Below are 21,154 nucleotides of genomic sequence, written 5' to 3'. Positions count from 1 at the left end.
CAGGACATGAGCGGCTTGACAGTGGAAGACATCAGCCACGACTGGGGCGCCCGGCGCGCGCTTGATGGCTTGTCCTTTTCCGTTGAACCTGGCCGCTTCTGTGCTCTGCTTGGGCCGAATGGAGCGGGAAAATCGACGCTGTTCGGCGTGCTCACGCGGCTTTTTGCGCCACGAGCAGGCCGCATCGTCATCGCCGGTCATGACATGAATCGCGAGCCAAGCGCGGCACTCGCTCGTATGGGGGTCGTGTTCCAGGCCTCGACGCTTGATCTTGACCTGAGCGTCAAGCGCAATCTGCTCTATTTCGCGGCCCTTCACGGACTTTCCGGGCGGGAGGCGGAAACCCGAGCCATGGCGGCACTCGATAGGCTCGGCATGGCGGAGCGTGCGGGAGAGAAAGCCGCGAAACTCAATGGAGGTCATCGCCGGCGCATGGAGATCGCCCGTGCACTCGTTCACCGACCGAAGGTGCTGCTGCTCGATGAGCCGACGGTCGGGCTCGATGCAGCCTCGCGCGCCGCCATCACGCAGCACGTGCACGATCTTGCGGCAGAGGGGCTGACGGTGCTCTGGTCAACCCATCTCGTGGATGAGGTACGAGCTCAGGACCGCCTCGTCATCCTCCATCGCGGCCGAGTGCTGGCGGACGGCGAGGCTGGCGACATCGGCGGCGACGATCTGAACCAACGCTTCCTCGCGCTTACAGGAGATCAGGCATGACGGTCGAGGCGTTTCCTGTGGCGGGGTCTGAAACCGTCGGCTTCCTCAAGCCGCATCCCTTCATTGCATTGCGGGCGATCGTTCACCGGGAGACGCTGCGGTTCCTTAGTCAGCGGGGGCGGCTGATCGCGTCGCTCGTGAGGCCACTCGTCTGGCTCTTCGTCTTCGCTGCCGGCTTTCGGGCCGCGCTCGGGCTGTCGATCACGCCGCCCTACCAGACCTACATAACCTACGAGATCTATATCGTGCCGGGACTGGTCGGGATGATCTTGTTGTTCAGCGGCATGCAGTCGTCCCTCAGCCTCGTCTATGACCGGGAGATGGGATCGATGCGGCTGTTGCTGACGGCACCTTTGCCCCGCTGGTGGCTGCTTGGCTGCCGGCTTTTGGCCGGCAGCCTGATCGCCGTGCTGCAGGCCTATGCTTTCCTGGCGATCGCGGCACTCTACGGCATCCGCTTTCCCTGGCTCGGCTATCTGTTGGCAGCCCCGGCGATGGCAGCCGCCACGATGATGCTTGGCGCGCTCGGTCTGCTGCTCTCCTCCTTCATCCGACAGTTGGAGAACTTCGCCGGCGTGATGAACTTCGTCATCTTCCCGATGTTCTTCCTCTCGTCCGCCCTTTACCCGCTATGGAAGATGGCCGAGGCTTCTCCCCGGCTGAGAGACCTCTGCGCGCTCAACCCCTTCACCCATGCCGTCGAACTCATCCGCTTTGCCCTCTATGCCAAGGGCAATGCAACGGCGCTTGCCGTCACGCTCGCCGCCTTCGTCGTATTTGGCCTTGTCGCCGTCTGGGGCTACGATCCTGCACGCGGGATGACCGCGCGAAAGGCATGACGCGCTGAGCGCTCGACACCGCCTTGGAGGAGAAGTGTCTGCGCCTCGTCGCCGCCCGACATTGCGGGGCGGCGACTACGATCTCGACATCGTCCCGCTGGCCGCCGACAGCCGAAAACACGCCCCGGCCTTCTGATTCTCCTCGACGATCCGTGCCGGGCGACCCTCCATCCGGAGAATGCGTCCGGCAAGCCGCTCGACCTCCGCGCGCACATGGGTGACCAGAAGCGTTGCACAGGGACGGTCGGCGATCAGACGTTCGAGCAGGCCCATCATCTCCGAGGCAAGCGACGGATCGAGGCTGACAAAGGGTTCGTCCATCAGCAGCAGGTCCGGTGCGCAGGCAAAGGCTCGCGCCAGCGACAACCGCCGCTGCTGCCCGAGGGAAAGCATGCCCGGGAAGCGATCTCCCAGTCCCGCCAACCCCACATCCTCCAGCCAGCGCCCGGCTTCCTCATGGGAAATCCGGGCGACGACCTTGAGATTTTCAATGGCCGTACGCCATGGCAGAAGGACAGGCTCCTGAAAGACCATGGCCAGCCGCGCCGTCACCCGACGACGTCCGGTAAAGCCACGGTCGAGGCCGGCGATAATACGCAGCAACGATGTCTTGCCGATGCCGGACGGTCCCGTCAGCGCCACCGTTTCCCCCGGCACCAGCGAAAGCGTGATCGGGCCGAGCACACCGCCCGGCCCGCCGCCTTGAAGATCGAGCCTGAGGACGGGCTCAGCTGCCGGGATGGTGGAAGACGCCATCGGGCAGCTCTTTCAGATCACCGACCAGATCGGTGCCACCAAGTTCGGTCATCAGCGCCAGCATCCGCGCCGCAGCCCGTTCGTCGACCGCGCCCTGCTTCGGCGTACCCGCCAGAAATCCGGCTTTCAGGGCCTCGAACTCCGCATCGGTCTCCGCCCGCATCATTGGCCGGATGCGGTCCCATGCCGCCGGATCGGTAGCAAGCTTCTCTTTTGCCTGGCGTGAGGCGGCCGCAATCGCCTCGCCGAGTTTGGGATGAGCCTTCAGGACCTCGCCACGCACCACATAACCGACGAGCGGCGTTTCGGGATCGAGGCCGAGAGCCACGGCGGCCTCATTTACCCCAAGCAGCGTGCGCATGCCCGCCGCCTGCATCCGGGCGCCGAAATTCCAGAAGTTCAGGGCGCCCTGCACCTCGCCGTCGAGCGCCGCCTTGTAGACGAGCGGCGGAGCACCGAAGACCTGCTCGGTGGTGCCGGCAAGGTCGAAGTGCTCCACTTTCTGCGCATAGGCGCGCAGGATGAGCCAGCTTTTGTCGACCGGGCCGCCGGCGACGCCAATCTTCTGCCCTTTCAGGTCGGCAAGGCTCTTGGCCTGGCTGTCAGCCGGCACCATCAGCCCGCCAACGGCGCGCGAATAGGGAATGAAGACAAAATCGCGGCCGGCGGCCCGCTCGCGCGCCACCCAGAGCCAGTCGGAAACAATCATGTCCACCTCGCCGCCGATGAGCGCGATCTGGGCCGCGGGGGCGCCGGCGATATCGGTGACTTCCATCGAGAACCCGTTCGCCTTGTCGAAACCGTAGTGACGGATGGTGGCGGCTTCCCAGTTCACGGTGCCCGAAAGCTGAAGTGCCGCCCTCACCACGGGCGTTTCGGCAAATGCCGGCATGCTGGAAAGAAGCGCGGCGACTGCGGCGCCGGCAAGTGATTTCAGGAATGTCATGGCTCTCCTCCCCTTGACTAGGCGAATGGTAGCCTCCGCCCATTCCCCTCGATATACGACCTATTGGGGGGGGCGATTGGGGCCGGGAACACCGACATTACGACCAAGGTCCAATTCATCGCTTTGGCGAGTAGGCAGATGATCCGCGCTGTGGAGCCCGCATCCTTTGTGGGCATGGAGGGAGGATGTCATGAGGAGTTTCGTTCTGGCCGCGGTTGCGGCCATCGCCTGCGCAAGTGCCGTGCAGGCCGGCGTAACAGAAGAGGATCTTGCAAAGGACGCCGAAACCGTCGGCGACGTCTTGACCAATGGCATGGGGCGCGGCTTGCAGCGCTTTTCGCCGATGGAAACGCTGAACACCAAGAACGTCAAGAACCTGGTGCCGGCCTGGGCATTCTCGCTCGGCGGCGAAAAGCAGCGCGGCCAGGAAAGCCAGCCGATCGTCTACGACGGCATCATGTACATCACTGGCTCCTACAGCCGCCTCTATGCCATCAACATCAAGACCGGCAAGGAAGTCTGGCAATATGATGCGCGCCTTCCGGAAGGCATTCTGCCCTGTTGCGACGTAGTCAACCGCGGCGCGGCGATCTTCGGCGACAACATCTATTTCGGCACGCTCGATGCTCGTCTCGTGGCATTGAACCGCAAGACCGGCGATGTCGTCTGGAACAAGAAGATTGCAGACTACAAGGAAGGTTACAGCTATACCGCCGCGCCGCTGATCGTGAACGGCCTCGTCGTCACGGGCAATTCCGGCGGCGAATTCGGCGTTGTCGGCGAAGTACAGGCGCGCAATGCGGAGACCGGCGAACTTGTCTGGACCCGGCCGGTGATCGAAGGCCACATGGGAACCTTCAAGGGCAAGGAAAGCACGATGACCGGGACGCTCAATGCGACCTGGCCTGGCGACTTGTGGAAGACCGGGGGCGGGGCGACCTGGCTCGGCGGCTCCTATGACGAAGACACGAAAACGCTCGTCTTCGGCGCCGGCAACCCCGCTCCGTGGAACAGCCATCTTCGCAACGCCGGCAAACCCGTGGAGGGCAACAAGGGCGACAACCTTTATGCCGCCTCCCGTCTCGGGATCGATCCGCAGAACGGCGAGATCAAGTGGCACTTCCAGACCACGCCGCGTGAGGGCTGGGACTTCGACGGCGTCAATGAGGTTGTGCCTTTCGTCGACAAGGACGGCAAAAAGCGCTTTGCGACGGCCGACCGCAACGGTTTCTTCTATGTGCTGAACCGTGAAGACGGCAAATTCGTCTCCGCCCATCCTTTCGTGAAGAACATCACCTGGGCGAAGGGTATCGATAAAACGGGCCGTCCGATCTACAACGAGGACAACCGCCCAGGCGATGCCGCAGCGGCGGCCAATGGCTCGAAGGGCCAGCAGGTCTTCGCCGTTCCCTCGTTCCTCGGCGGCAAAAACTGGATGCCGATGGCCTACAGCCCGAAGACCGGCCTGTTCTATGTTCCCTCGAACGAATGGGGCATGGACATCTGGAACGAGCCGATCAGCTACAAGAAGGGTGCCGCCTACCTCGGTGCCGGCTTTACCATCAAGCCGCTCTTCGAAGACCATATCGGCAGCCTGAAGGCGATCGATCCCAACACCGGCGAGATCAAGTGGGAGTATAAAAACGGCGCTCCGCTCTGGGGTGGAGCGATGGCTACCGCCGGCGGTCTCGTTTTCTTCGGAACGCCTGAAGGCGATTTCATCGCTCTCGACAACCAGACCGGCGAGGAGCTCTGGAAATTCCAGACCGGTTCCGGGATCGTCGGACAGCCGGTCACCTGGGAACAGGACGGCGAGCAATATGTCTCGGTGATTTCGGGCTGGGGCGGAGCTGTGCCGCTCTGGGGCGGCGAAGTGGCCAAGAAGGTCAACTACCTCAATCAGGGTGGCATGATCTGGACCTTCCGTCTGCCCAAACAGCTCGCATCGCTGAACTGAAGGAGCCGGGCGGAAACGCCCGGCTTCATCCTTTTCACCCGGGCCGGACAAGGCCGATGAAGACGGACCAAATCCATGTTAAGCTATCGCCAGCCCTTTCGGGAATTTCGCATGATGCCAGTTCCAGTACTCGAGAAACCCGTGCGCACGCTGAAATCGGCGCTGATCGTCGACGATCACCCGCTGTTCTGCGATGCGCTGGCGATGACCCTGACAGGCCCGGTCGGCATTCCCGACGTCGAGGCCGTCGGCACTTTGGAGGCGGCGCTCACCCGATTGGAAACAGGGCCCTTGCCTGACGTCGTGGTGCTCGACCTCAACCTGCCCGATGTCAACGGGCTCGATGGGGTGGTGCGCCTTCGCCGCGCCGTGTCGGAAACGCCGATCGTCGTGGTCTCGTCGCTCGATGAGATCCGGGTGGTGCGGGCCGCGCTGAAAGCCGGCGTGAACGCCTTCGTACCGAAGCATGCCTCGCGCGAAGAGTTCCGCGAGGCCTTCGCCGTCATCGCGCGAGGTGAAATCCACGCGAGCCGAATGGCACTCGAAGCCTCGGCGCCGACGCCGTCCGAAGAAGCGGTGAAGCGGCTGGCACTGCTGACGCGCCAGCAGGCGCGTATCCTGCAGCTCGTCTGCGCCGGCCGGATGAACAAGCACATCGCCTATGAGCTTTCCATCGCCGAAACCACGGTGAAGGCGCATATCACCGCCATCATGCGAAAGCTCGGCGTACAGACGCGCATGCAAGCCGTACTCTTCGCGCAGGAGGCGAGTTTCAGCACGATGGTAAGCGACGTCTGAAAACAGTCTGGCCAAGCTGAACTTCGCGCTGGCGCATAGTCTCGGCGGATGCTTTAAACTTGATGACGGGGGAAAGGCGGAGGAGGCCATCGCCCGTGGATGAGCAGTTCGTCGCGCGTGCGCTCGTTTCAGCGCACGACACCTGTCCGGTCGAGCGCCTGGCGGAAAGCCTTGGCCCTGGCCCGTTTTCACTCGTCCTGATCTTCGTCTCGCCCGAGGCCGATGTGCCAGCCATCGTTTCCGATGCGGCACAAGCCTGGCCAGGCGCACGGATCGCCGGCTGCACTACGGCCGGAGAGATTTCCGGTGCGGGCTATGATGAGGCGAGCATCGTGGCGGTCGGGTTCCATTCTCGCTATTTTGCCGCCGAGACGCTGCTCGTCCCGGATCTCTCGAAGCTTGTGGCGAGCGAGCTTTCCGATGCGCTGCTTCATCTTCGCCAAACGCTTGCTCGTGACCACGGGCACTTTCCGGAAGAATTCGCCTTGCTTCTGGTCGACGGCCTCTCGACCCGAGAGGACGAACTGGCCTCGGCGCTTGCTGCGGGCACAGGGGCAATGCCGCTGATTGGCGGATCGGCGGGCGATGGCGCGTGCTTCCGCGAGACCTTCGTCTTCGACGGCAAACGGCTTCTTGCAAACGCCGCCGTGATATCCGTCATGCGTGGCGCCTGTCCGCTGCGCGCTTTCAAGATGGATCATATCAAGCCGACGGAACGCCGGATGGTGGTGACTGAGGCGGATCCGGCCGCCCGTATCGTGCGGCGTATCAATGCCGAGCCCGCCGTGCGCGAATATGCCCGCCTCATCGGTATGCAGCCGGAGAGCGTCAATACACTCACCTTCGCAATCCACCCCCTTACCGTCTGCATGGGTGAACGCCACCATGTCCGCGCGATTCAGCGCGTCCTGCCCTCGGGAGAACTTCTGTTTTTTTCCGCAATCGATGAAGGCATGGTTCTGACGATCGCAGAGCCACAGGATCTCGTCGGTCACCTGGCAAGCGAACTGCAAGCTCTCAAGAAACCGGGCGATCCGGTCGCCGTTCTCGCTTTCGATTGCGTTCTGCGGCGTGTCGAAGCTCAGGAAAAGCAAATGACGGGGCAGGTTTCAGCGCTGTTGCGGGAACATGGCGTCATTGGCTTCTCGACCTATGGCGAGCAGATCGGCCCCATGCATATCAACCACACGATGACCGGGCTCGCCTTCTATCCGCCCGGCAGGGTCGTCTCGGAAAGCGCCCCATGAACAAACGCATCTCCGATGGTCTGCTCGATCCCGCAGATGGCGAGGCGCGCAATCTCGAAAAGATGCTCGACATCGCGGACGCCCTGATGCGCCATGTCGAGCAGAGCTCCGGAGACAGGGGAGCCGCCTTCGAGCAGTTTCGCCGTGCGGCCATACTCGAGGAGCGGGTCCGCCAACGCACGCGCGACCTGGAAGCGACGCTGAAGCAGCTCAACGACGCCAACAGCGCCACCGAGCGGGCAAGACGCGATCTCTCGCAGGCGATCGAGGCGATCGAAGAAGGCTTTGCCCTTTTCGATTCCGCCGAGGTGCTCGTTCTTTGCAACTCGCGCTTCTGCCGCGATCTTGGCGACGTGCGCCTGAAACTCGCTCCCGGAATAGCCTTTGCCGATTATGTCCAGGCCGTCAGCCGTTCAGCCCTCCTGGCTCTTCCCGAGGGCGTAACACCGAATGCATGGGCGGCAGAACGCATGCGGTTGCACCGGGCCCGGCAGGTTTTCAACGTCGGCTTGAGCGGCGACCGCTGGCTCCAAGTCAGCGAACAGCGCACTGCGGACGGCGGCACGGTCGTCCTTCAGACCGACATCACCGACATCATTCGCATGGAACGTTCCGAACGCGGCAAGCTGCTGGACGATCAGGCGCGCATGATCCGCGCCACGCTGGAGCACATCAACCAGGGCGTGGGCATCTTCGACGCCAACCGCCGATTAGCTGGATGGAACAGCCGGTTCGCCCAGCTTCTAGACATTCCCCTGCGGCTGTTGCGGCGGGGAACGCCCTTCAAATTGCTGGCTGACCGCATCGCCCGTACCGCGACCCTCGGCGACGGCTTTCCCGCCGACATCCTGGCTCGCTGGGTTGATGGCACGCTGCCGCGCGGGCCGCTTTCCTTCGAACTCCAGCATTCCTCGGGAATCATACTGGATGTGTTTGCGCAGGAGATGCCCGGGCGAGGATTTGTCATGTCGTTCGCCGATGTCACGCGCGAGCGTCACGCGATACAGGCCATGATCCGCGCCAATGCCACGCTCGAAGCGCGCGTGGCGTCCCGCACTGGAGACTTGGCGGCGGCGCTCGCCGAGGCCGAGCGGGCCAATTCGGCCCGTGTCCGCTTTGTCGCGGCGGCGAGCCACGATCTGCTGCAGCCGCTTTCCGCCGCAAAACTGTTCGTCGCGGCGGCACGGGACGATGCGGAAGCGACGCCGATGCGCGGCACCCTGGAAAAAGCGCACAATGCGCTTGTCAGCGTGGAAGGGATACTCGGAGCCTTGCTCGACATCTCACGACTTGAGGCCGGCGGCGCTGCAGTGGACGTCGGGCCGGTTCCTCTTTCGGTCCTGCTGAAACAGCTTACCGACGAATTTGCTCCCATTGCCGCCCGAAAGGGGCTGAGACTTGACATCCTGCCCTGCAGTCTGACCGTATCGAGCGACCCGACCTATCTGCGCCGCATCCTGCAGAACCTGATCAGCAATGCCATCCGCTATACGAGCAGCGGTCGCGTTCTCGTCGGGCCTCGCCGGACGAAAGGTCATGTGCGCATCGAAGTCCACGATACCGGACCTGGCATCGCTGCGGATCAGCAGCAAGCGATCTTCCGCGAATTTCATCGCATCCAGGGCTCGGCCTCGGCGTCCGAGGGAATGGGCCTGGGCCTCGCGATCGTGGAAAGGGCCTGTGGCCTGCTCGATCACCGGCTGGCGCTTCGCTCGGCGCCGGGACGCGGCACCTGTTTCTCGGTCGATCTGGCCGTCGTCGCGCATCACGCGAAACCTGCCTATCGGGAGGCGACGCCGACGATCCCGGAGGAACCGGGCGACAACAGCGATCGTATCGCGCTTCTGGTTGAAAACGATCTGGACCTGCGCCGGGCCATCGCGCTGCTTCTGGAGCGGCGCGGAGTGAGCGTGCTTGAGGCGACAAGCGGCGAAGAAGCGCTCTCTCTGCTGGAAGAGATCGGAATCGTGCCCGATGTCTACCTGGTCGACCAGCAGTTGGACGGAACGCTCACCGGGATAGAAACCGTGCAAGCCCTACATGCGGAATATGGCGAACGCCCGACCCGCATCCTCACTGCCAACCGCACCCCACAGACACGTCTTGCCGCGGACGCCGCCGGCATCGAAATCATGTACAAGCCGATCGCAGCCGAGGCGCTTGAGGCCTTCGTGCTGCATGCCGGCTGATCGGCACCAAGGTCGCATTGCGGCAGGCACCACCCTATGGGACATCCCTTCCACCCGAATTGGAGGAGGAAGGACATGAAGAAACTATTGGCGGCATCTGCCCTGATGATCCTTGCGGCCGGTGCGGTCCATGCGGCCGAACACACCGTCAAGATGATGAACAAGGGCGAAAGCGGCAACATGGTCTTCGAACCGGCCGCCGTCGTCGCGGCCCCCGGCGATACGATCCGCTTCGTTCCGACGGACAAGAGCCACAATGTCGAGGCCATCAAGGGAATGCTCCCCGAAGGGGTCCAGCCCTTCAAGAGCGAGGTGAGCCAGGAATACGTGCTGACGGTCAGCGAACCCGGCTACTACGGGGTGAAATGTTCTCCGCATTTCAGCATGGGCATGGTCGCCCTCATCCGCGTCGGAGACCCGCCCGCCAATCTGGATCTGGTAAAGGCGGTGAAGTTGCCTAAAAAAGCAGATGAACGGATGAACGCTGCTTTTGAAGCTCTGGCATCAAGGTAGGTAATCCTGTTGTGCGCGAGGGGATAAAGAAGCCTGGAGCGCGGCGCGCAATTGCCTTGCATTACACGCTGCCCGAGCCTGGGCACGGGCAGCGGTTATCGGTTCAAAGTTTGCTGGAAACGTAGCCAATGCTCTGGCGCACGGCGGCTTCCGGATGGGCCAGCGCATGCACTTCCTCGGCGAAAGGCTCGAAACTGTAGGGGCCGTCGAAGCCTGCGGCGATGAGCGCCCTGATCTGCGGAACATTCTCCAACCGGTCGGAAGCGTCGACCATCACACGATGCACGTCGAGCATATCTTCGACAGCGACAGCCGGATCCACAACGCCGGAAATGTGCACCAGTCCGGTCCGATCCGGGAAGAACTCCGTTTCACCGGCAAGGTGATGGTGGAAGGTGTCGTGCACCAGTTTGTAGACGGCGCCGCCCTCGGCCGCATCGATGGCGCGAACTGCTTCCTTCTTGGTCCGCAGCGACGAAACCGGAAAGCCAAGCGGCTCGACAAGCCCCGTCAGTCCACGCTCCTCAAGAATGGGCTTCATGGCCCTCAGCGCCGCGACAAGATCGTCGAACGACACCTTGGTGCCGTCGTTGAGCGGGCACATGACGAGCGCGTTGGCTCCGCTCGCTGCCGCATAATTCGCAAGCGCCACCGCCTTCGACGGCAGATCGCCTGACCAGACGTTGAAGGGGTAGAGCGCGTTGATCGAGACGATCGTCACGCCTGACTTTTCGGCGGCAGCCTTGACTGCTTCGGGTTTGACCGTCCCGACGATATCGGGAAGATCGTTGCGGATCTCGACTTCTCTCAGGCCCAGACTACGGGCTGTCGCGAAGAATTGCTCGAGCGAAAGTTTGGGCGCGGTGATGTGATTGATGGCGAAACGCATCGAAGACCTCAGTTGTAGAGCGCCGGACGCGGCGGCAGATTGATTGCGACGGGCTGTCCCTCGGCCTCCTGGGCAAGAACACAGGCATCCGACGTGATCGCGGCCACATAGCCATCCCAGCAGTTCGGGCCTGCAGCGGTGCCGTTGGCAGCCGCGTTGATGAAATCCTGGAGTTCGACGTCGTAGCTGGCGATGAAACGGTCCTTCCAATCGGTAAGAATATCGTTTTGGAGTTTGGCGCCAAGGCGTGTTTGTATGGCCATCGGTTCGGGCAGGCTGGCGATGCCGTCTTCGCCCACCACTTCGCACTGGATGTCATAACCATAGTGGCAATTGACGAAGATCTCGACGTCGATGATCGTCCCCTTGGCCGTCTCAAGGATGACAATCTGGGGGTCCCTGAGCTTCGCGTGACTGCGTGCCGCTGAACGGGGGAAGATCACTCTTGCCGAAACGTAGTCGTCGTCGAGCAGCCAGCGCAGCACGTCGATCTCATGGATCATCGTGTCATGGATTGCCATCGGCGTTACATATTGTTCCGGAACGGCCGGATTGCGGTGGGCAGCATGAATCATGATCGGCGCACCGATCTTGGTGTCGACCGCCTGTTTCAGCGCAACATAACCGGCGTCGTATCTGCGCATGAAACCGACCTGCACCAGCCGCTTTCCATGAGCCGTTTCCGCATCCACGATGCGCTTTGCTCCCTCGGCGGTCGTTGCTAGAGGTTTTTCGCAAAAGCAGGGCTTGCCGGCGGCAATCGCCGCAAGCACGTATTGCTCGTGGGTTGCACCCCAGGATGTGATTAGCACGGCGTCGACATTGTGTGACGCGATCAGTTCTTCCCCGGTGCGGAAAACCACGGCATCTGGCCCTATGTCTCTTTTTACCGCTTCGGCGGAGGCGAGATTCAGGTCGCTCAGAGCGACGATCTTCGCACCCCCAAGAACCTGATTGATCCGGCGGGCATGGTCGCGCCCGATTGCGCCGGTGCCGATGACACCAATTCCGACAGTCATTTGAAAAGCCTCACTTTTGATACTTTTGAATGTAGTTGTTCATCTCGGCGCACATGAAGCGACCCGACTGGTCTGCCTTGTCTTCCCAGGCGAAGACGCAGGAGGTCATGATGCCGTCGAAGCCGATTTCGGCGAGCGTCCCGAAAAAGTCGTCCCACGGCACCTCGCCCTGGCCGATGTTGAGGTGCTGGTGCACCCGCGCCTGGGTGCCGGGCGGATTGAGAATGTAGCGCAGACCGGAAGAGGCCTTATGATTGAACGTGTCGCCGACATGCACATGAGCCAACACGTCCTTCGCCTCGCGCAGCATCGCCCTCGTGTCGTCCCCGAAGTAGAAGGTATGCGGCGCGCAGTAGAGGAACTTGACGTTTTTCGAATTGACCGTGCGGATGATGTCGAGGGCAGGCTGCAGCGTTTCGCACCAGTCCTCCGGATGCGGCTCCACATGCAGGTTGATGCCTTCCCGCTCGAAGATCGGAACGAGCTCTTCCATCGAGCGCCACCAGGCGTTCTCGCAGGCTTCGATCATCGAGCCGGTATGGCAGCAGTAACACGACCCCTTGTCCGGGTGCGGGCCACGGCCGAACTCCGAATTCATCGTGTCGACTTCCATCTCAACGGCGATCTCGATCGCTCTCTTCCAGTGCTTGACGGCCGCCTGCCGCTCGGTTTCATCGTTCGAAGCCCAGCGGTACATGGGCAGGAGCGAGGCGATCTTCACGTTCTCGGCGGCCAGCGCCTTCTTGAACGATTTGATCCGCTCCGGGAAAACCCGCGGCGCCTTGAACCACTCGAGAAAGTCGGACCGTGGGCTGAGTTCGATCCACTCGTAGCCTAGCTCACGCACCTTCCGCGGCAGCTCCTCAAGGCTAAGATGTCGATGCATGAACGGGTCGAGGGCGATACGCATGATGCTCCTTGCCTCCTTGCTGGAAATGAAGCCTGAGGGCGGTTTAGGACAACAGAAATTCACTGACGAGGATCGGTGATCTTCATCATCATCGTTCGGGTCAGGACTTGAGTTATCCAGGTGGAGCTGCCTCCTGTCGCCACCACCGGACAGAACATTTTCCGAGTGAAGGGCCGTCGTCAACGTCTCTTGACGATCACAGGCTATCAGCGCTGATAGAAACAACAGGATGACGTATGATAGAATCTATCAAACCATCAAAGGCTTTCAGGAACCCAAAGCTGTGCGGGGAGGAAGCGTTGTCCTGGGGTTTCCGCCATGCCTTGTTCGATCGTATGAACCATGGTGGCAATCAAGTCGGCGCATAATTCACGCAGCGGCGTCTGGAATACACCTGAGATACGCCGTTCAAGCAGAGCCTGTCGTGATTGCGGCGTCAGCTCATTGACGAGGCAGCCGATCTTTTCGCTCTTGTTGGTTTCCCGCATAGCTTCGATTGCGCCCTCCATACCGCCCCCGATGCAGTAGACACCGACTAGATCGTCATGGCGAGAAATCGCGTCCATCAGCAATTCGTAGGTCAGGCGCCGTGTTTCAAGGTTGATGAGCGCATCCAGCACCTCGAACGTCGGAGCGTATTCCCGCATATAGCTGCGAAATCCGGTCTCGCGGAGCGAGTGCCCATGAAATCGGTGGCCGCCCAGCAGGAGCAGCAGTTTCCCCGGTGAATGCGATAGCTTGGACAACAGCCACGCTGCAGTCCGTCCCACTTTCATGTTGTTCGTGCCGAGATAGGCCTCTCGAACGCCTTGCGCAAAGTCGGAAAGCAGCGAGAAGGTCGGAATCCCGTGAGATTTGAGGGCGCTGACTGCCGAGGTGACATCGTAATGGTCTGGGCCGGTAGCACCAACAGCCTGCGCCTTGCCCTTCATGCCGAGCAACAGGTCTGAAAGCTCGCCGGGCTCGCCGGACTTTGCAAACCGGACGTGCACCTGAAGGCGTCGGTCCTTGACAGCATGTGCGGCAGCCTGCAATTCCTCAGCGAAGGCTTGGTAGAACGCGTGGCGCTCCTTGCGCAATACAAAGCCGAGATCGTACGAAGGCAAATCTGCCAGCATTCGCTGCCGAATTATGTTTGTACCGTGAAATCCGATCTGCTCGGCAGCAGAGAACACCCTCCTTGATGTTTCCTCCCGCACCGGCAATCGGGCATTCAAAACGCGATCGACAGTTGCAACGCTGACGCCGGCCGCTAATGCGACATCGGCAATGGTGGGACGCTTCATTGATACCACCCCTAAGGATAGGAATTCTTCGCAAGGCTGACATAAACTGTCATGAAGATTGAAGGAAACCAATCAGCAAATCGATGGTTTGTCGAGCATAGCAAGCGGGTCACGCGGACCTGTCTCATGCCTCCGGAGCGCAGCCGCTACAGCGTTCCCGCATCCCCGACATTTTCGTAAAAAATACATGACTATCAAAGTCAATATTTGCGCTGGCGCAAAGAGCGCCCGTGTCGCGATTGATAATCGTTCGCAACTGGCGCCTCACATCTCCACGCGAGACGCCAGCACGATGCCAAGCGCCATTTCATCTCCGAAGCGATCAGACGAAGGATTTTGCCATGAACATGAGTAAGCCGGCCCTGGCCATGATGCTTACGTCCGCCCTGCTGCTGCCATGCGGTGCCGTCGCGGCGGACGACGCGGAGAGCCGGGGCCTCGCAAATGTCAAGCAATTCACGCTCGATCACAATCGTCGCCTGATCGCCCAGGCTGAACTTCTGGAGGCTGCTCTTGTCGACTATGCTGGAACGATAGCCGCACATGGCGGCGACTACGCGTCAGCCTGGTCTTCCGAAGGCCCGCGGCTTGCAAAGCAGATCGCATCAATCCGTAGCCTTTGGCTGGAAGCCTCGAACCATTACGAGACCATCGAGGGTATCGTGGCCGGCATTCCGGCTACCGCGAAATACGACCTCATCCTCGACGCCGGCAATCCGGGAACGGAAGGCGAGGACGTCGCCGAATACGATTTGAAGCTTCCCGACGGTACCGTTCTCAAACGTCCGGGCAACCTGTTCCACGGTGTCACGGAGCCGCTCTTCTGGGGGATGAGCGAGGCCGGCATTAAACTCTCCGCCGACCTTAACGGCGATGGCAAGACCACCCGAGGAGAGATTCTTTTCGACGCCAATTTCGGTCTTGGCGCCGCCAGAGCTCTGGCTTTCTGGGCAAAAGCGCTGGAAGCGGACATGAGCGCCTGGACACCCAATCGCGAGGATGCCTTCACCTCCGTCGTCGTCATGACTCCGACCGTTGGGGACTATTTCGGCGAATGGAAGGAATCGCAGTTCATTTCCGGCGAAATCGGCGCCTTTGTCGCTCAAAGCCGTCTCGCCGATGTGCAGGGCATCATGGGTGGTTGCCGGAAGATGTATGCCGAGGCGCTCTCTCCGGTGGTAGCCGCCGGCGATGCCGATCTCGACAGCCGCATCAAGGCAGGTTTTGAGGAACTGCTCACACTCGTGGACGACACGTATGCCAGGGAAGCTTCCGGTGCGGAATTCGGTGTCGAGGAGGCGGACGCACTAGGCAACGACGCGCAGGACATCGCAGACCGTATCGTTGCCCTCGTGCTTCAAGCGGCCGCCAAGGCCGGTGTTCGGATCCGCGGCTGAGGTTTCTCCACTGAGCGGCCGCCTCCACGGGCCGACTACAGGAAGCGATGAGATGGAACACATCCGCCTCCCTCCCCCGCCGGCCTGTCGGCAGCTCCTGACCGATTACGGCCCGCGCAGACCGGGGCTTCGGCGGGCGTTGACGCTATGCCTGCTGTTTGCATTTCTGTTCGGCACGGGGTTGCATGTCGAATTTCTTGCGGCGCGCAACTGGAACGCCGGTGAGGTGGTGCTGTTGCTCCACATCATCCTTGGTCTGGTCTTTGCAGCCGTTTTCCTGTCCTGGATCGCCGGGCATGTACTGCGCGGCTCGCCGAAGAGCCAACGGCCAGGTTTCACCTGGCTCAGTTGGATCCTGCTGGCAAAATATGCGGTCATCCTCGTGACGGGCCTGATGATGGTGTTGCCAACGTTGATCCATTTCGGTGGTGGCCTCTGGTTCTGGCGCTTCGAGGCGACTTATGTGCTGACCTTTCTGCATCTCTGGAGCGCGGTTGCCGCAGCTGCGGGCCTTATTGTCCATCTCACGCTGCGGCACTGGGCGCCACCACCGGCCGGAAAGAGACGGCGTGCGTCATGAAGTACCAGTTCAAGGCCAATCTTCCCCCGCTTGCGCTCGGGATGCTTTCCGCTCTGGTCTTTCTAGCTGGGGCGGAACTGTTGCGCCCTGAAATCCCGGAGCCGGGAGTCGAAGTCGCAGACATCCCATTCTATCAGTTGCCGTTCGGTCCGGATGAAGCGGGGCGTGAGCGGCCCTTCTGGCCGTCGCGCGTGCAGACCGAGAATGGCAAGATGGCGGATCCCAGCCAAATCCGGTCAGCCGCGGAGTGCGCGGCCTGCCACAGGCGCGAGTTCGATGAATGGGCGCCGTCCCTGCACGCCATCGCCGGCCGGGATACGGTCTATGAAAGAGCCGTTGAAGCCAACGAGGACCTCCATAAGGATGGCGTGGAGAAGGCACGGTTCTGTGAGGGCTGTCATGCGCCGGGCGAGGTGCTGGCCGGACGCACCAATCGTTTCAAATCCGTCATGCCGTCTGATGCGGAAACCGAGGGCATCACCTGCGTCATGTGTCATACGGCGATCCACGCCGATCCCGAGGAGGGCAACGGAGCACTGACGCTTGCGGTGAATACCGGGGTAGACCAGGTGTCCGATCCAATGATCCTGGCTGCGCCGCGTGATCACGCTCGCGCCTACGGTGCAGCAGAGACCAACGCGTTGATCGCCAGCGGGGATTTCTGCGGCGCGTGCCACACCGAGGCCTATGACGGCTCCATGTCGAAGGCGCAGAGCCGGCAGCATGTGCAGACGACCTTCAGCGAATGGCGCGACAGCTGGTACGGCCGCAACAATGTCACCTGCCAGGATTGCCACATGGCGCCGGATCCGGCTGCCTATGTGCGGCAGATCCGAGCCGGTGATCTCAGCAAGCCGATGCGCTATGCCCACAATTTCGTCGGCTCGAACTACTTGATGTTCGACACCAGCCTCGGATCCAAGCTCACCTTCCTGCGGGGAGGAATCCTGCCTGGTCTTTCGGATGCAAGAAACACCGAACTTGTTGCCCGGCAGGGCGAGGCTACACGGGCGCTGTTGCGCTCGGCCGCAGGACTTGCGCTGCGCAAGAGTGAAGTCGCCGAGGGGAATCTGCGTTTTGCAGTGGCCGTACAAAATCTCGGCGCCGGGCACAATCTGCCGACCGGGGTGATTGATCAGAAATATATGTGGCTGGAAGTCGTCGTCCGGGATTCGACCGGCGCCGAGATCTATCATTCGGGTGCCTTCGACGCGGAACGCGGCGAGACCGATCCGGAGGCCGTGATCTGGCGGGAAGACTTCCTTGACGCAGAGGGCAAGCGCATTCCCGACCATCTCACGTTCGTTACGGTCGCCATCTCGCATGTACGTCGCGGTGTGCCGCCGAAGGGAGAGGACGCTGTCATCTACGAGACGCAGCTTCCGCCGGATGCCAAGGGGCCATTCAGGCTGGAGGCGCGGCTCTGGTACCGCGTCGCCACCCAGGAATTTACCTATAACACGCTGAAGACGGACCTCGTCATTCCGCCGTTCGAGCTGGCGGTCGCTACATTCAGACTTCCCGATACCGAAAAGGTCCGACCATGATCAAAAATGCCTGCCGCGCCGCCGTGCTCGTGTTTGTTCTCATACTGGGATCGACAGCGCAGGCGCAGGTGGTTCCCTGGCAGGACGCCGAAGTGGTGAGGACGGAAAGTGCGCAGATACAGCGCCGATTGTTCCGGACGCCGGACGCCGCCCTTCGCAAAGAGGTCGAAGAGCGGCTGGAGCGGGTCACCCATCTGTGGAGCAACCAGCTCGAGGCAGCTTATGAACGGATGGGACCCAATGAGGCCCATCGTGTGGCCGAGGCCGTTGCGGCATTTGCCGAGGCTGTTTCCCGATGGGATTCGGTGAACGCCGCCGCCGCGCGTGCACAAATCTGGACCGCCATGCTCGACGGCGCCTTTCGCGCGACCCTGGCATGCCTAGAGCAAGGTCGCATGGAGGATGCCGCCGCCTGGCTCAACATTCGTGAATATGCGCGCACATCCCGGGATACGGCTGCCAGCATCGCCATGCGCGAAGCGCTTGCGGGCCGCATTGAGGCGGAGCGTGCTCGCGAGGTCATCGAGGCGGAGCTGCTTGGCATCTATGCGGGTGAATTGCGCAAGGCAATCGCCGCAGCGCGGTCGCACCTAGCCACAGGCTATGGAGTGCAGTTATCCGCAGCTCTGTCTCGCGCAATCGGTCTTTACGCACTGCTATCCGACAATATTGCGAGCCGGCTCGAACCCGATGAGGGCAGGATTCTCGGCGACGCCTTCGCGCGGCTCGCCCAAGCGTCGCCGACCGACGGGCAGGCCCTTCACTCGTTGGTCGCGCAGATCGAGGCGACCCTTGCCACCTATGCGCCGACCAGCTTGTCCGCAGATGAACTCGACCGACGTGTTCGGCTACTGGCGCGCTTCATCGGCCTCGTTCCGGTGGAATACGAAAAGGGAGTGAGGGACGGCGAGATCACCATCCCTTTCGAATACTTCGAGGCCGGCCTGTTTCGCGACCGTGCGGAGATGCTGTTCGGTGACCTCGGCTACGACCTTGCCGCCCGGTCTCCCGGGTCGTTCGAGCGCTTTACTGCAATTCTCGCTCAGATGAAGACCCTGGTCGCGGACAAGGGTGACGAGACAGTTGTGCGATCTCTCGCGGACGAGGCGGGTAGCCTTCTTGCGGATCTCTATGGGACGAAGCTGAATCAGGGCGGCCATGAGGCCGCTCTGTCGCTGCTGCCGGATATTCTCAACGAAATTCTGCTGGTATCTCAGGCTGGCGACTGGGAGGAAGCCGAACTGAAACGGCTGGAAGCCTATGCGCTGTTCGATCCCGACATCGAGCAACGCCTGATGCCGCGCGCCCCGAGCCTGGCGCTGAAGATGGAGGCGGGCTTCTGGGAGGGCAGAGTCGCTGAACCGGGTCTGGGGCGCATCATTGCCGACCGCAGTCCGGAGTTGCTGAAGCAAACCATTGCCCGGATGAAGAGCGCGACGGAGGAGGCGAAAGAGGTGCTGAATACCCAGCTTTCATCATCCGGCGCCTTCCTGCAATCCCTTGCCATCCTGCTGCGAGAAGGATTGGAAGCCGTGCTGGTTCTTGCGTGCATGGTCGGTGCCCTGAAAGCGAACCGCATGCCGGCCGCCGGGAGAGGAGGCTGGCGCTGGCCGTTGAGCTGCGGTGTAGCGGTTGCGCTCGTCGGTTCCCTCGTACTCTGGCTGGTCGTCGGCAAATTGTTTGCAATGAGCACCCTGCAACGTGAACTCCTCGAGGGCGCAACCGCACTGATCGCGGCAGCGGTTCTTGTCTACGTGACCCATTGGATATTCCGCAAAGCCTATGTCGGGGATTGGGTGGCCGAAATACGCAGGAAGACTGCAGCCGCCACCCAAGCCAGGACCGGGGAAAAAGTGAGGCATTTCGGTTGGTTCACGCTGTTTGCACTGTCCTTCCTCGTCGTTTTCCGGGAAGGGTTCGAGACGGTTCTGTTCTACGAGGCCTTGCTGTTCGATGCCCCAGCCCTACCGGTGCTTGCAGGACTTGCAATCGGCGGACTGCTCGCCGCGGCCGTTGCCTATGCCATCCTCGGGCTGGAGGCGAAGTTGCCGGTCGCGGCCTTCTTTCGGCTAACGGGATGCCTGCTCGCTCTCCTCAGCATCGTCCTTATCGGAAGTGGGGTCCGTGGCCTGCAGACCGCAGCCCTCCTCTCCGCGACGCCGGTGGCTTGGTTCCCCGATCGCCCCTGGATGCAGCTCTATTTCGGCCTCTATCCTGTCGCCGAAGCATTGCTGGCACAGGCGGGTATGGCGGCTCTGCTGCTGCTGTCGGTAATCTGGCTGCTGCTGACAAAGGCGTTGGAGACGCGCGCCAGCAACACGCCGGTAGCGCCTCGGGAGCCGGTCTAGAGCTTGAGCATGAGAACCGCCGTCCAACACAACGCCGTCCGATCGCCATGCAGACCTGACATATCGACTTGCAAACACGTCAAGGGAGGCGTGGCTCATGGCTCGATCAAAGGCCGGCCGTCGGCAACTTGATCGGCGTGTGGCGAGCCCTGTGCGGCTGCCTATACCTACCTTCATCTACTCGCGGATGAATACGAGGCATTCGATGAGAGCTCCGGCCGAGAACTGCGCCTTCGCGCGCATATCTTCGTTCCTTTCGTGCTCCGCGAGATCCAGATAGGCGTCGAGGATGAGTTCGCAAGTCGGGACAAGCCTGGCGTCGGCACCTTCCGCGGCATTGTCCAGCACGCTGGTTCTGCCGTAGGGCTTAGCGAGGATATCTCCGCTACGTGCCCGCGACGCCACCGCCAACTTGCGCAATCTTTCCGCTTCGTCCCGTGTAACCTCGTTGGCTTTTGCTTCAAGGTGATCTGCAAGGCGCAGTTCCAGCTGGGCCAGACCGGGACGCGCCGGAATTCCCTCAGCATGGCGCAAATTGTGAAAGGCGCGCCGACGTTCGCGGCGAAGAGTTGCCACATGGCCCAGTTCCTCGCGCGCCATCTGTTCGGCAGCCTCCCGTATCTCGTCGGATGGCGCATGCGCCGCGACATAGGTCCAGAACACAAAGGCGCGTTCCTCATTGCGTACCGCCATGGAGAAGGCCCGATATGAGCTGAGAAGTTCCGGCGCGACCATGCTCGCTCCCTCATCGTCGAACATTGCCTGCTCGGGGCGAACCACCGCCGGAATGGCAACAGCCGACTGCTCGATCCATCGATCGACATTGCCGAGATGCCCCTCTTCCTCCGCACACAAGGTTTCGAAGACAGCAGCAAGATCCGGGCGATGCTCTCTTCTCATGCGTTCGGCAAGCGCCCTATATCCGGCGATCGCCTCCTGTTCGAGAGCCCGGGCCATCGACAGAAGCGCTTGCATCGATTCGATCTGCCACGGTTGTTTTCCGTCGTCTGTCATTCTTGCTCCCTCGCCGGCTTTCCTGACGCGCATCCGCCAAGTCCAGCCAATCTGCGCGAAAGATGCCTCTCAAAGTTTGACTTAGCACAAAGTGCACCCGTGTTGCCCTCGATAGACAGGCTTCAACAGCATAGAGGCGTCGCGAAACGAAGCGGATGATAAAGAGCATAATTTCGAGCGGCAGTCGCAGGCCTCTGAT

Annotated in this window: 18 protein-coding genes; 11 read left to right on the top strand and 7 right to left on the bottom strand. The window is 61.6% G+C overall.

Annotated elements, in window-relative coordinates; all coding sequences use genetic code 11:
* Positions 1 to 6 precede the first annotated feature (6 nt).
* Both C5L12_RS12505 and C5L12_RS12500 read left to right on the top strand, forming a co-directional pair.
* The gene (locus C5L12_RS12505) at positions 7 to 720 is read left to right on the top strand and encodes an ABC transporter ATP-binding protein (RefSeq protein ID WP_105372373.1); all 714 of its coding nucleotides are present in this window, start codon (positions 7 to 9) and stop codon (positions 718 to 720) included.
* On the top strand, positions 717 to 1,559 hold the full coding sequence (locus tag C5L12_RS12500) for an ABC transporter permease (protein WP_105372372.1): 843 nt from the start codon (positions 717 to 719) through the stop codon (positions 1,557 to 1,559). Before C5L12_RS12505 ends, C5L12_RS12500 begins: the two co-directional genes overlap by 4 nt.
* A 75-nt stretch (positions 1,560 to 1,634) precedes the next feature.
* Here the strand turns inward: C5L12_RS12500 and C5L12_RS12495 are convergent, their stop codons facing one another.
* Together C5L12_RS12495 and C5L12_RS12490 are read right to left on the bottom strand one after the other, a co-directional pair.
* Positions 1,635 to 2,315 carry an ABC transporter ATP-binding protein gene (locus tag C5L12_RS12495; protein WP_105372371.1) on the bottom strand — a complete coding sequence of 227 codons (681 nt, stop codon included), beginning with the start codon at positions 2,313 to 2,315 and terminating at the stop codon, positions 1,635 to 1,637.
* The gene (locus C5L12_RS12490) at positions 2,287 to 3,261 is read right to left on the bottom strand and encodes an ABC transporter substrate-binding protein (protein ID WP_105372370.1); all 975 of its coding nucleotides are present in this window, start codon (positions 3,259 to 3,261) and stop codon (positions 2,287 to 2,289) included. Before C5L12_RS12490 ends, C5L12_RS12495 begins: the two co-directional genes overlap by 29 nt.
* A gap of 190 nt (positions 3,262 to 3,451) precedes the next feature.
* Here C5L12_RS12490 and C5L12_RS12485 point away from each other — a divergent pair, with 190 nt between their 5' ends.
* The 5 genes from C5L12_RS12485 (at position 3,452) to C5L12_RS12465 (ending at position 9,965) form a co-directional block, all read left to right on the top strand.
* Complete coding sequence (locus C5L12_RS12485; RefSeq protein WP_105372369.1) at positions 3,452 to 5,218, top strand: PQQ-dependent methanol/ethanol family dehydrogenase; 1,767 nt, start codon at positions 3,452 to 3,454, stop codon at positions 5,216 to 5,218.
* A gap of 111 nt (positions 5,219 to 5,329) precedes the next feature.
* Complete coding sequence (locus C5L12_RS12480; protein ID WP_245422878.1) at positions 5,330 to 6,016, top strand: response regulator; 687 nt, start codon at positions 5,330 to 5,332, stop codon at positions 6,014 to 6,016.
* A 95-nt stretch (positions 6,017 to 6,111) separates the two neighbouring features.
* Positions 6,112 to 7,263 (top strand): FIST N-terminal domain-containing protein, encoded by a 1,152-nt coding sequence (locus C5L12_RS12475; protein WP_245422877.1) that lies wholly within the window; start codon positions 6,112 to 6,114, stop codon positions 7,261 to 7,263.
* A complete protein-coding gene (locus C5L12_RS12470) occupies positions 7,260 to 9,452 on the top strand; it encodes a PAS-domain containing protein (RefSeq protein WP_105372366.1) in 2,193 nt (730 codons plus the stop codon). The genes C5L12_RS12475 and C5L12_RS12470 overlap by 4 nt, the downstream gene beginning before the upstream one ends.
* A 75-nt stretch (positions 9,453 to 9,527) precedes the next feature.
* On the top strand, positions 9,528 to 9,965 hold the full coding sequence (locus tag C5L12_RS12465; protein WP_105372365.1) for a pseudoazurin: 438 nt from the start codon (positions 9,528 to 9,530) through the stop codon (positions 9,963 to 9,965).
* A gap of 103 nt (positions 9,966 to 10,068) precedes the next feature.
* Here C5L12_RS12465 and C5L12_RS12460 read toward each other — a convergent pair whose 3' ends face one another.
* The 4 genes from C5L12_RS12460 to C5L12_RS12445 form a co-directional block, all read right to left on the bottom strand.
* On the bottom strand, positions 10,069 to 10,854 hold the full coding sequence (locus C5L12_RS12460) for a TIM barrel protein (protein WP_105372364.1): 786 nt from the start codon (positions 10,852 to 10,854) through the stop codon (positions 10,069 to 10,071).
* An 8-nt stretch (positions 10,855 to 10,862) separates the two neighbouring features.
* Entirely contained in the window at positions 10,863 to 11,873 is a 1,011-nt protein-coding gene (locus tag C5L12_RS12455; RefSeq protein ID WP_105372363.1) for a Gfo/Idh/MocA family protein, read from the bottom strand.
* 10 nt (positions 11,874 to 11,883) lie between these two features.
* Positions 11,884 to 12,783 (bottom strand): sugar phosphate isomerase/epimerase family protein, encoded by a 900-nt coding sequence (locus C5L12_RS12450; RefSeq protein WP_105372362.1) that lies wholly within the window; start codon positions 12,781 to 12,783, stop codon positions 11,884 to 11,886.
* Positions 12,784 to 13,040: 257 nt separating this feature from the next.
* A complete protein-coding gene (locus C5L12_RS12445; RefSeq protein ID WP_105372361.1) occupies positions 13,041 to 14,069 on the bottom strand; it encodes a LacI family DNA-binding transcriptional regulator in 1,029 nt (342 codons plus the stop codon).
* Between the two features lie 341 nt (positions 14,070 to 14,410).
* Between C5L12_RS12445 and C5L12_RS12440 the strand changes: the two genes are divergently transcribed.
* The 4 genes from C5L12_RS12440 to C5L12_RS12425 are packed head-to-tail and all read left to right on the top strand — an operon-like array spanning position 14,411 to position 19,941.
* Entirely contained in the window at positions 14,411 to 15,466 is a 1,056-nt protein-coding gene (locus tag C5L12_RS12440) for an imelysin family protein (protein WP_105372360.1), read from the top strand.
* Positions 15,467 to 15,518: 52 nt separating this feature from the next.
* On the top strand, positions 15,519 to 16,046 hold the full coding sequence (locus C5L12_RS12435; protein WP_105372359.1) for a hypothetical protein: 528 nt from the start codon (positions 15,519 to 15,521) through the stop codon (positions 16,044 to 16,046).
* Entirely contained in the window at positions 16,043 to 17,593 is a 1,551-nt protein-coding gene (locus C5L12_RS12430) for a multiheme c-type cytochrome (RefSeq protein WP_105372358.1), read from the top strand. The genes C5L12_RS12435 and C5L12_RS12430 overlap by 4 nt, the downstream gene beginning before the upstream one ends.
* On the top strand, positions 17,590 to 19,941 hold the full coding sequence (locus tag C5L12_RS12425; protein ID WP_105372357.1) for an FTR1 family iron permease: 2,352 nt from the start codon (positions 17,590 to 17,592) through the stop codon (positions 19,939 to 19,941). Before C5L12_RS12430 ends, C5L12_RS12425 begins: the two co-directional genes overlap by 4 nt.
* 177 nt (positions 19,942 to 20,118) lie before the next feature.
* Here the strand turns inward: C5L12_RS12425 and C5L12_RS12420 are convergent, their stop codons facing one another.
* Positions 20,119 to 20,955: a ferritin-like domain-containing protein gene (locus C5L12_RS12420; RefSeq protein WP_105372356.1), complete on the bottom strand. Its 837-nt coding sequence runs from the start codon at positions 20,953 to 20,955 to the stop codon at positions 20,119 to 20,121.
* Between the last annotated feature and the right edge of the window lie 199 nt (positions 20,956 to 21,154).

Source organism: Neorhizobium huautlense, assembly GCF_002968575.1.
Classification (GTDB): Bacteria; Pseudomonadota; Alphaproteobacteria; order Rhizobiales; family Rhizobiaceae; genus Neorhizobium; species Neorhizobium huautlense.
This window is presented reverse-complemented; position numbering and strand designations above follow the sequence as displayed.

Bases quoted from the DNA above. Each gene is read 5' to 3' on its own strand.
- C5L12_RS12505 (WP_105372373.1), top strand. From the start codon at position 7: ATGAGCGGCTTGACAGTGGAAGACATCAGCCACGACTGGGGCGCCCGG.
- C5L12_RS12500 (WP_105372372.1), top strand. From the start codon at position 717: ATGACGGTCGAGGCGTTTCCTGTGGCGGGGTCTGAAACCGTCGGCTTC.
- C5L12_RS12495 (WP_105372371.1), bottom strand. From the start codon at position 2,315: ATGGCGTCTTCCACCATCCCGGCAGCTGAGCCCGTCCTCAGGCTCGAT.
- C5L12_RS12490 (WP_105372370.1), bottom strand. From the start codon at position 3,261: ATGACATTCCTGAAATCACTTGCCGGCGCCGCAGTCGCCGCGCTTCTT.
- C5L12_RS12485 (WP_105372369.1), top strand. From the start codon at position 3,452: ATGAGGAGTTTCGTTCTGGCCGCGGTTGCGGCCATCGCCTGCGCAAGT.
- C5L12_RS12480 (WP_245422878.1), top strand. From the start codon at position 5,330: ATGATGCCAGTTCCAGTACTCGAGAAACCCGTGCGCACGCTGAAATCG.
- C5L12_RS12470 (WP_105372366.1), top strand. From the start codon at position 7,260: ATGAACAAACGCATCTCCGATGGTCTGCTCGATCCCGCAGATGGCGAG.
- C5L12_RS12465 (WP_105372365.1), top strand. From the start codon at position 9,528: ATGAAGAAACTATTGGCGGCATCTGCCCTGATGATCCTTGCGGCCGGT.
- C5L12_RS12460 (WP_105372364.1), bottom strand. From the start codon at position 10,854: ATGCGTTTCGCCATCAATCACATCACCGCGCCCAAACTTTCGCTCGAG.
- C5L12_RS12455 (WP_105372363.1), bottom strand. From the start codon at position 11,873: ATGACTGTCGGAATTGGTGTCATCGGCACCGGCGCAATCGGGCGCGAC.
- C5L12_RS12450 (WP_105372362.1), bottom strand. From the start codon at position 12,783: ATGCGTATCGCCCTCGACCCGTTCATGCATCGACATCTTAGCCTTGAG.
- C5L12_RS12445 (WP_105372361.1), bottom strand. From the start codon at position 14,069: ATGAAGCGTCCCACCATTGCCGATGTCGCATTAGCGGCCGGCGTCAGC.
- C5L12_RS12440 (WP_105372360.1), top strand. From the start codon at position 14,411: ATGAACATGAGTAAGCCGGCCCTGGCCATGATGCTTACGTCCGCCCTG.
- C5L12_RS12435 (WP_105372359.1), top strand. From the start codon at position 15,519: ATGGAACACATCCGCCTCCCTCCCCCGCCGGCCTGTCGGCAGCTCCTG.
- C5L12_RS12430 (WP_105372358.1), top strand. From the start codon at position 16,043: ATGAAGTACCAGTTCAAGGCCAATCTTCCCCCGCTTGCGCTCGGGATG.
- C5L12_RS12425 (WP_105372357.1), top strand. From the start codon at position 17,590: ATGATCAAAAATGCCTGCCGCGCCGCCGTGCTCGTGTTTGTTCTCATA.
- C5L12_RS12420 (WP_105372356.1), bottom strand. From the start codon at position 20,955: ATGACAGACGACGGAAAACAACCGTGGCAGATCGAATCGATGCAAGCG.